General features: G+C 35.7%; 9 protein-coding genes. 5 read left to right on the top strand and 4 right to left on the bottom strand.

Annotated elements, in window-relative coordinates:
• Positions 1 to 239 precede the first annotated feature (239 nt).
• From IC621_RS22610 to IC621_RS22590, 5 genes are all read left to right on the top strand, one after another.
• Entirely contained in the window at positions 240 to 629 is a 390-nt protein-coding gene (locus IC621_RS22610) for a helix-turn-helix transcriptional regulator (RefSeq protein WP_191161715.1), read from the top strand.
• A 202-nt stretch (positions 630 to 831) separates the two neighbouring features.
• Positions 832 to 1,431 carry a TetR/AcrR family transcriptional regulator gene (locus IC621_RS22605; protein WP_191161713.1) on the top strand — a complete coding sequence of 200 codons (600 nt, stop codon included), beginning with the start codon at positions 832 to 834 and terminating at the stop codon, positions 1,429 to 1,431.
• Between the two features lie 94 nt (positions 1,432 to 1,525).
• Positions 1,526 to 2,446: a CPBP family intramembrane glutamic endopeptidase gene (locus tag IC621_RS27095; RefSeq protein ID WP_318153112.1), complete on the top strand. Its 921-nt coding sequence runs from the start codon at positions 1,526 to 1,528 to the stop codon at positions 2,444 to 2,446.
• Between the two features lie 461 nt (positions 2,447 to 2,907).
• Positions 2,908 to 3,570: a hypothetical protein gene (locus IC621_RS22595; RefSeq protein WP_191161712.1), complete on the top strand. Its 663-nt coding sequence runs from the start codon at positions 2,908 to 2,910 to the stop codon at positions 3,568 to 3,570.
• 87 nt (positions 3,571 to 3,657) lie between these two features.
• The gene (locus IC621_RS22590; protein ID WP_224752741.1) at positions 3,658 to 4,638 is read left to right on the top strand and encodes a TraB/GumN family protein; all 981 of its coding nucleotides are present in this window, start codon (positions 3,658 to 3,660) and stop codon (positions 4,636 to 4,638) included.
• Positions 4,639 to 5,003: 365 nt separating this feature from the next.
• Here IC621_RS22590 and IC621_RS22585 read toward each other — a convergent pair whose 3' ends face one another.
• The 4 genes from IC621_RS22585 to IC621_RS22570 all read right to left on the bottom strand — a co-directional run bounded on the left by IC621_RS22585 (position 5,004) and on the right by IC621_RS22570 (position 8,107).
• Positions 5,004 to 5,474, bottom strand: coding sequence for a FixH family protein (locus IC621_RS22585; RefSeq protein WP_191161710.1), 471 nt, complete (start codon positions 5,472 to 5,474; stop codon positions 5,004 to 5,006).
• 27 nt (positions 5,475 to 5,501) lie between these two features.
• Positions 5,502 to 6,887, bottom strand: coding sequence for a PepSY-associated TM helix domain-containing protein (locus IC621_RS22580; protein ID WP_191161708.1), 1,386 nt, complete (start codon positions 6,885 to 6,887; stop codon positions 5,502 to 5,504).
• A 12-nt stretch (positions 6,888 to 6,899) separates the two neighbouring features.
• Complete coding sequence (locus IC621_RS22575; RefSeq protein ID WP_191161706.1) at positions 6,900 to 7,475, bottom strand: DeoR family transcriptional regulator; 576 nt, start codon at positions 7,473 to 7,475, stop codon at positions 6,900 to 6,902.
• A 305-nt stretch (positions 7,476 to 7,780) separates the two neighbouring features.
• A complete protein-coding gene (locus IC621_RS22570) occupies positions 7,781 to 8,107 on the bottom strand; it encodes a YnfA family protein (RefSeq protein ID WP_191161704.1) in 327 nt (108 codons plus the stop codon).
• Between the last annotated feature and the right edge of the window lie 209 nt (positions 8,108 to 8,316).

Below are 8,316 nucleotides of genomic sequence, written 5' to 3'. Positions count from 1 at the left end.
AAAAGGGGAAGCGTTACCATAAAAAGGTCAGAACAATACACAAAAGAGGAGATACCAAGCTTCAGAAAAAAACTCCCACAAGTACTTGACTCGATCCTAATAAGATTATCGCTACCAAAGTCGATCAAAATGACCTAAGGAAAATCCTCCATTCTGTTCATCAAATGGAAGATGAATTGTCTATAAGAAAAACGGATAAATTTTGTTACGACATTCTACGTAATGCCTTGGAGTTAATTTTGTTATTAATCATTCGACATGCAAAACAGGCAGATCAAGAGATTAGTCACCCTAATGATGAAGAGTCTATATTCAGGGAAGTTCTCCAAAAGATTCATCTGAATTTTAATACATCCCTAAAGGTAAGTGAACTATCATCTCACTATTATTTGTCTGAAAGTACTTTTCGAAAAAAGTTTAAGGAACACACAGGATATTCACCAAAACAATACTTAACAAATTTAAGATTGGACGAAGCAAAAAGATTACTACGACAAACAAAAAAACCAATCGAATTTATTTCAACGGAAGTAGGATTTAGTTCTTCTAGCAGATTTCATGATCTCTTCACAAAACGTGAAGGAGCCACACCTTTTGAATGGAGAATGCAAGATCGTGATCCTAAGTGAAAAATAGAACAATCAATATAAAATGACTCTAATTAGGGTATTTTTGCACATCCCCTCGAAAAGGTGGAATAAACTGTTCCAAATTAATTCTTATGTCGATCATACAATGCATTGACAGAAGCTAGAAATGTGTTTAAAATAAAATTGATTGAACGATCAAAATTAAATACGGACAATCAACAAAATAAAGGTGGATGATTAAATGGACAACAAACAATATTTGATAGCTGATGCACGGAGAGAACAAATCATTAAAGCTGCGATTGAAGTATTAACAGAAATCGGCTATGTCAGCACGAGCCTTTCCAAAATAGCAAATAAAGCGAATGTAAGTACAGGACTTATCTCTTATCATTTCTCTGGCAAAGAAGATTTGATGAGAAACACTTTGATGTATTTGGTTGAAAAAGAGCGAGCGTTTATTAAAGAAAAAGTAGAACAGAAACAAACGTATATGGAGAAATTAATGGTTTTTATAGAAGCAAGTTTAGCATATCAGGGTACAAACCGTGAAAATAACATTGCTTTACTTGAAATTGTTTTTAATGCTCGCACACCAGACAATGTCCCTTATTATCTGGTAGAAATTGATGATGAAGATGAATTAAATGTTTTGTTGAAAGAGATTCTTTACAAAGGACAAGAATCTAAAGAATTTGGTGATTTTGATCGTCAAGTGATTGCAATTGTCATTCGGGGTGCTATATCAGGGTCGATGTCATTACCTCAATATGAAAATGAGCTAAACCTTGAAGATTACAGTGAAAAGATGGTTAATAGCGTTTTAAAAATGATTAAATAACCCTTTTCGAAACCTTTACAGACACATGTGATATTAAACATTAGAAATGAGGAAAAGTTAATTATGGATAAAACTAATCGAGGGACGGGAATCCGTGCCAGAACAAGTGCCGTACCATCGTGTACTCGTAAGCAGTGAACGCCGTATCTGGCGTGGCATACTAGCTATTATTCTCCTTATCGGTGGAATGTTTTTCTTTGTTATAGCGTTTTCTTTAATCGGAAGCGAAATTGACACTCGTGTCTTCGGACGTGTCAATCTAGCAAATGGGGGTACAGACTTCACCCCAATTTACATGGCATGTAACTTTCTTGCGATCGCTATGCTCATTCCGTGGAGTATGATGATACAGCGCTGGCTCTATGGGCTAAAGGGTTCCATAATGCATTCGGTGCGTTCAGTATTCCGTCCAGCTGTGTTCGGACGTGCATTGTTGCTCATTCTTCCCATCATGACATTATGTTTAGTCATCTTTAATTGGTACGCTCCGTATACCACCACGGAATGGGGCGTCAATGATTTGCTTGTTATCTTCACTTTGAGTATATTGATTGTGCCACTCCAAAGTGCGGGTGAGGAGTACGGCTTCCGTGGACTCGTCTTCCAGATCGCTTCCAGTTGGGTTCGCAGTCCTCGAGCGTCCCTTATCATTGGCATTGTTGTCTCAAGCGTATTATTCTCAGCGATTCATCTGCCGACCGATCCGTGGTTCAACCTGTATTACATCGTTCTCGGCGTTACTTTTGCACTGATGACCTGGCGTACGGGTGGTTTGGAGTATGCAATTGTTCTTCACGCAGTGAATAACTCACTTACCTATGTCTTAGCAACTGTACTACGCACAGATCTACTAGCCGACGTCGATCGATCTGCTGGAATGGGAGGATCGGAAATTCTACTTCTCCCCGCTGCTGTTATTATTTTCATCACTATAATTGTATGTTACAAAACTCGCCACACTGGTCCAAAGCTGACTCCTCAGATCATTCCTAACGAAAACCAAACTGAACGGTGATAAACGAGCATTTCAAATTTATGTAACTAAAAGTGCTAGATTCATTTTGGAATAAGAGTGATCAAACTGGACTCTACTTCAAAAAACTAAATTACTTATAAAAAAAGCTCAATCTAAACAAATAACAATAGATAGGGCGGTATTTTTAACGCAAAATTGATTGTTCGATTAAAATAAAAAATGTATAGTCAATAACTTATAAGAAAAAAATAGTTGCTTATATAGAAGCTAGTTTGGCATATCAGGTTACCAACCGTGGAAATTTTAAAAATGATTCAGAGATAAACTGAGAGTAAGAGACAAGAGGACGCTTCGAACCCAATGTCGCCAGAGAGTCGTCGAAAATTCGTCATCTGGTTAATCCTACTTCCATATTTGGGCAGACATTAGTGAATGTAAGTATTAATATGGGTTAACTCAATTATGGAAAAACGAATAAGAAAGGAAGGTGTATATGTCCCATGTTTCGTTTTATTCGTCGTGGTAAACGTCGTATGAAAATGAGAAAAGTGAAAGAGGGAGATGGTCATACATTAAAAAAATATCGATTCTGGCATATTTTTACTCGCTCATTATTTCATATAAATATTACTAATGATAAGAATGAGAAAACCAATTACGCTATAAACTGTAAATATTTTGTAGAGGAGCCTAGGGCTGATTTATACCGCAATGGCAGACATATTGCCTATTCTAAGCTTCCAGCTGCTTTCCCCGTAGAAAATGGAGTAATTGAAATAGAAAATAATAAGTACGGGATAAATCGAATTCATTATGTTACGGATAAAGAGGAGGCTTTTTCTGTATACCCTGAGAAACGTTCGATCAGGGGTTTACGTATGTGGTTGCATAAGCGATTTCCTAAAATTAGCTCGTTCATTGGGATGATCGCTATTGCCATCTTATTAACTTCAATAGCTCTAAGTTTACCTCAAATAATAGAACCGATCACAAAAATTCTATGGGTTACGGAAAATATAGGTACATTTGAATCTCCAATAGCATTTCCAGCTTCGATTAACTTTGCAATTGCTGTTGCGGGGATGTTAGCTGGATTTGAACGGGCTCTCATGCTTCGTAGTCATTGGTTAATAGATATGGAAACAGGAAGTTTGGGGGATTAATTCACTCTCACCTTGGAGAGACAGTATTGTTTTGGCTAAGTTTATTAAATTTTGGCAAACAAAGATTGATATTTTAAGGAAGGAATGATGAATAATATGTCAAAATTCACATCACTGATTTATTCTCTATTGATTATGGTATTGCTAATTGGTTGTGCCAGTAACAATAGTGACCCACTAGAAAATGAAGAATTAAATCAGCAAACTGATACAGAGGAGAAAGCGAATGAAACAGCACTTGATTATGATGGAGATGGAGGGTTCTTATGGAAGGTTGTTAACGGAGAGACAACCATGTATTTGCTAGGAAGCATACATGTAGGTCATGAAGATTTTTTTCCGCTTGCCCCAGAAATTGAGGAAGCATTTGAGAGTTCTGATGTAGTTCTTCCAGAAATAAATATGTTTGAAGCTGAAGTTAAGGAAGAAGAAATTAACGAAATGGCATTATTTGATGATAATACGACTCTTGACGAAGTATTATCGGAGGAGTCATATGCTAAGCTTTCAGATATATTTGAAGCACACGGAATGACTGTGGAGAATTTCAAGCAATATCAACCATGGTTTGTAGAGAGTTTATTATCAGAATTTGTTGCAGAGGAAAGCGATTTATCATCAGAGTATGGAGTTGATTTGTATTTCCTTCAACGTTCTTTAGAAGACAATAAAGAAATTATTGATTTAGAAACGATTGAAATGCAATATGAAGTTCTAAGTGGCTTTAGTATGGAGACACAAGTTCAAGTTTTAGAGTATTATTTAGAAACATATGAGGAGCAAGCCGATTGGTTAAACCAATTAGGATATAACTGGGTGCACGGCAATAGCAATAGAGAATCATTTGTTAATCAGCTGTCAGATAGATTTGAGAGTGTTAATGAAGAGTATCAACAAGAGTTAAATGATACCCGTAATATTCACATGGCAAACAAACTTGATGAAATATTACAAGATGAAAGTGGACATACCTATTTTGCTATCGTCGGTTCAGCACATGCTGTAATTGACCCGAGTGTTCCGAGCGAACTTGAGGAAAAAGGATACGAAATTGAACGTGTCTATTAATACTATAAAATATGGATTGATAGACTAATGAGAGGGTTTTTTAATATTTCAAGGAAACTCCATGGTTGTGTCACGAACGGAGGCGTTAGCGAAACAAGCTAAATAAAAAAATCGATTCCTTTACGTTTAGGAATCGATTTTTTGTTGTAATTATTTAGAATGAATCCAGTCGTTGGTCTGGATGTTTCAAAAGGGGAAAGTGAAGTTCAGGCATTTTTAGATAAGAGAAAAACTTACCGGACGCCCTGTCCGCCTGCGCCGGACATCGATAGCTAACTTTAATACGTTAACACTTTAATCATCTTAAATTTTCTGAAACGATTAAAAAATTCCGATCTTCAAATGAAAACCGGATTTCCCAATAATTAATGATGATGTTCATGATTTTCATTTTGTTTACGCAAACCTTTTTGCAAGAATTCTAATTCACTTTTCGAAAGTTCCCCTACAATAAACTGTTTTTGAGGCATAATTATTGAACCATCGTTGCTTGCATGTACTTTTATAAAATATAGACCGTTACTATCAAATTTTTTACTTAAACTATACGTACCGTTTCCTACTTCCTCAGCTTGTTCCATATTATAATGAAGGGAACCATCTTGTTTCCATATCTCAAAATGAACAAAATCTGCGCCTTCAACTTTTTTACCACCTTGAGTAAGAACCGCCTTTATTGTCTCCTGCTTATTTTCTGAGAAGGATTCAGGTATGACTATTTCTGATTCAAGAGGTTTTTCTTTTTTGTATAGATTAGCCACATCCTGTTCGAGTGAACATGCACTTAGCAATAGGCTGAAAATAAAGATAAATGAAATACATATATTTTTGTTCACGGCAAAAAACACCCTTTACTTTTCATATTATGCATTCATAAATTTCTTTACTACAGATATTCTTTGAATAATTAACCAATCAATTAGCCACACAACAATAAGTGACAAACCAACTAAGGGGAACAAAATCCCTAAACCAATTAACAACATTAGGAAGAGCTTCATTTTTTTAATGCTAGGGGCTTTTGGTGCACCCATTTCTTTTTTCGGTTTCCGTTTCAGCCATAAATAAAAACCACTAACTGCAACAAGAATGATGCCTAAACAAATAAGAAGGCTAATGAATTGGTTCACCAAACCAAATTGAGTTCCTTTATGCAAGGTGATTCCCCAGGCAACTACTTTTCCTATAAAACCGTAGTTATCATAACGATAATCAGCTAGAACTGCACCTGAATATTGGTCGATATGCATAGTAGCTTCATCTTGTGCTTTTGGTGGAAAAGCTGACAACGTATAAACGCCGTCTTTTTCATTTGGAATGTTTATAGTATAACTTGGGTGGATACCCTCACGATTCGCTATTGCAACCACATCATTAATTGAAAGTGGAATAAAACCTTGAATTTCTGACTTAGGTACATCTAAATTTTCAGCTGCCCAAGGGACATCTGCTATATCTTTTGTTTTAATTGTGGACGTTGGAGCACTGCCTGTCCATATAGAAGGTGGATACCCTGCGCCAGAATTAGTAGCTAACGATTGAAAATTACTTCCCCAAAAACCTGACCAAGGCAAACCTGTCATGATTAAAAATAACATTCCTGCTGTGATCCAAAAGGCAGGTACTGCGTGTAAGTCTCTTCTAAGAATCTTTTTTCCTTGATTTAATCTTGGAAAAAGAACACCTGACAGATTTTGTTTTTTCCTTGGAAACCATAAAAAAAGACCCGTAACAATTAGCACTACTGCCCAGCAAGCTGCTAATTCTACAATTCTATCTCCTAGAGTACCAGCCATTAGTTCACCATGAATTTCTTCAATTTTATTCATGATTCTGGCTTCATCTTTTAACTCCCCTATGAATTTACCGGTATAAGGGTCTAAAAAAATTGTAAGAGACTCATTATTTGAAGTAATGCTTACTTCGCTCGAACGAGTTGCAGTTTCTCCAGGACGATATGTTGTTATTACAGCATCAGGATATAGTTTCTTCACTTCTTCAATCTGCTCGGATACTGATATTTTATCGCCTTGTGAAGTAATTTCGTAGTAGTCTTGATAAAGCATTTGTTCAATCTGCGGCTTAAATAAATAGATTGAGCCAGTAACTGCTAAGATAATAAGAAACGGTGCAAAAATAATGCCCGCATAAAAGTGCCATCTCCATACAGTTTGATAAAGTGAGGTTCTAGTACGTTTTTCAGTCAATTTTTTTGAGTTTTGTATTGTTTTTTCTGCTTTTACTTCCATTTCTTTTCCCCCCTACTCTTTCGAGTGGCAGCAGTCTTTACCATGCATTTCTAAAGTTATAGCTCGAATTGCTTCTTTAAAATCATATATTTTTCCACCAAATCCTAACTGGAATTGCATTGCTTGTTTAATAGATTCAAAGACAATAACTTGTGGTTGACAACAATTCAACTCAATATCTGCATTCAGAAGAAAGGTCGCCAGTTTAGCACTTATCGTTGTATCTTTCAAAAAATCATGGCAAATAATTTGTGAAACTTCCTTTTCAATATCCTGAAATCGAAGTAGACCACAATGAGGACAACAAGCATGCTCCACGTGTTGATTCTTTTTTATCAATTGAACAGATAGTCTCGTATTTGAATCCTTATAGCAATAAGAACAATGATTAGAAGAAATGTAGCTTTGAGCAATAAGAGTAATTCCATTAGATGTTTTAAATACTTTCTGCTGATCAATTAAAGGTTTTAAATCTCGGTAAACCGTCATTTCGGACACTTCTAATCTTTTACTAATTTCCGAAACACGCAATGTATCTTCTTGTTCTAACCATGTTAAGATTTGTTGTTGTCGTTCGATCGGCAACATTTTATCCCTCCATTCTTTATTTGATAACGATTACAAACAAGCTTAAGATTACTTATAATTAAGACTAATTTATTTACAAAATACAAACAAGTCATTTCAAGATAAAATATGTGAAAAAATGTTGAACTGTAACATTATTGACAATGATTATTTATTACCTTCAAATGTAAGAAAAAAATGAAGGCGATTAAAATTCTTTATAAAGAATTTTAATCGCCTTCACTAGTCTTTGATTCACTTGTTATTAATAGTTTACTCTTCCCTAAAACACTTCGCGATGTGGTTCCTATTAGCAGATATATGTGTTAATCGCGGGGCCCCCATAACATCACCGATACGCCAACCAGACATATTGCTGCACCCAACCAATCATATGTATCTGGTGTTTTTTTATCGATCCCCCATCCCCAAAGGACAGACAATATAATAAAAACTCCTCCATAGGCGGCATAAACTCTCCCAAAAGAAGGGAAAGTTTGAAAAGTAGCAATTACGCCATACAATGCTAAGGATATTCCTCCAAATATCCCCCAATAAAAAGGTTTTCCTTCTCTTAACCAGAGCCAAATCAGGTAACCCCCACCAATTTCTGCTAAGCCAGCTAGCAGAAAAAGAAATATCACTGTAAACAAAATACACCCACCCTCTCAGCACGATTGAACTAGAAGTACCATTTGAATTCACCTTTGGGATACACTTTGACTAAGTTAAGCAATGACACTCTAAGTCATTGTTTAAACTATTGATCATGGTATCAATTTACTTCTTCTTTTCCTCTAATTTTAAACACTTTGTATTGGCCATAGGAATCTCTATATTTTTGCACAATTAAATCGAACTA

Origin of the sequence: Metabacillus arenae, assembly GCF_014773385.1 — a bacterium.
Taxonomy (GTDB): domain Bacteria; phylum Bacillota; class Bacilli; order Bacillales; family Bacillaceae; genus Metabacillus_D; species Metabacillus_D arenae.
Note: the sequence above shows the minus strand (reverse complement) of the source record. Positions and strands in the feature narration are given on the sequence as shown.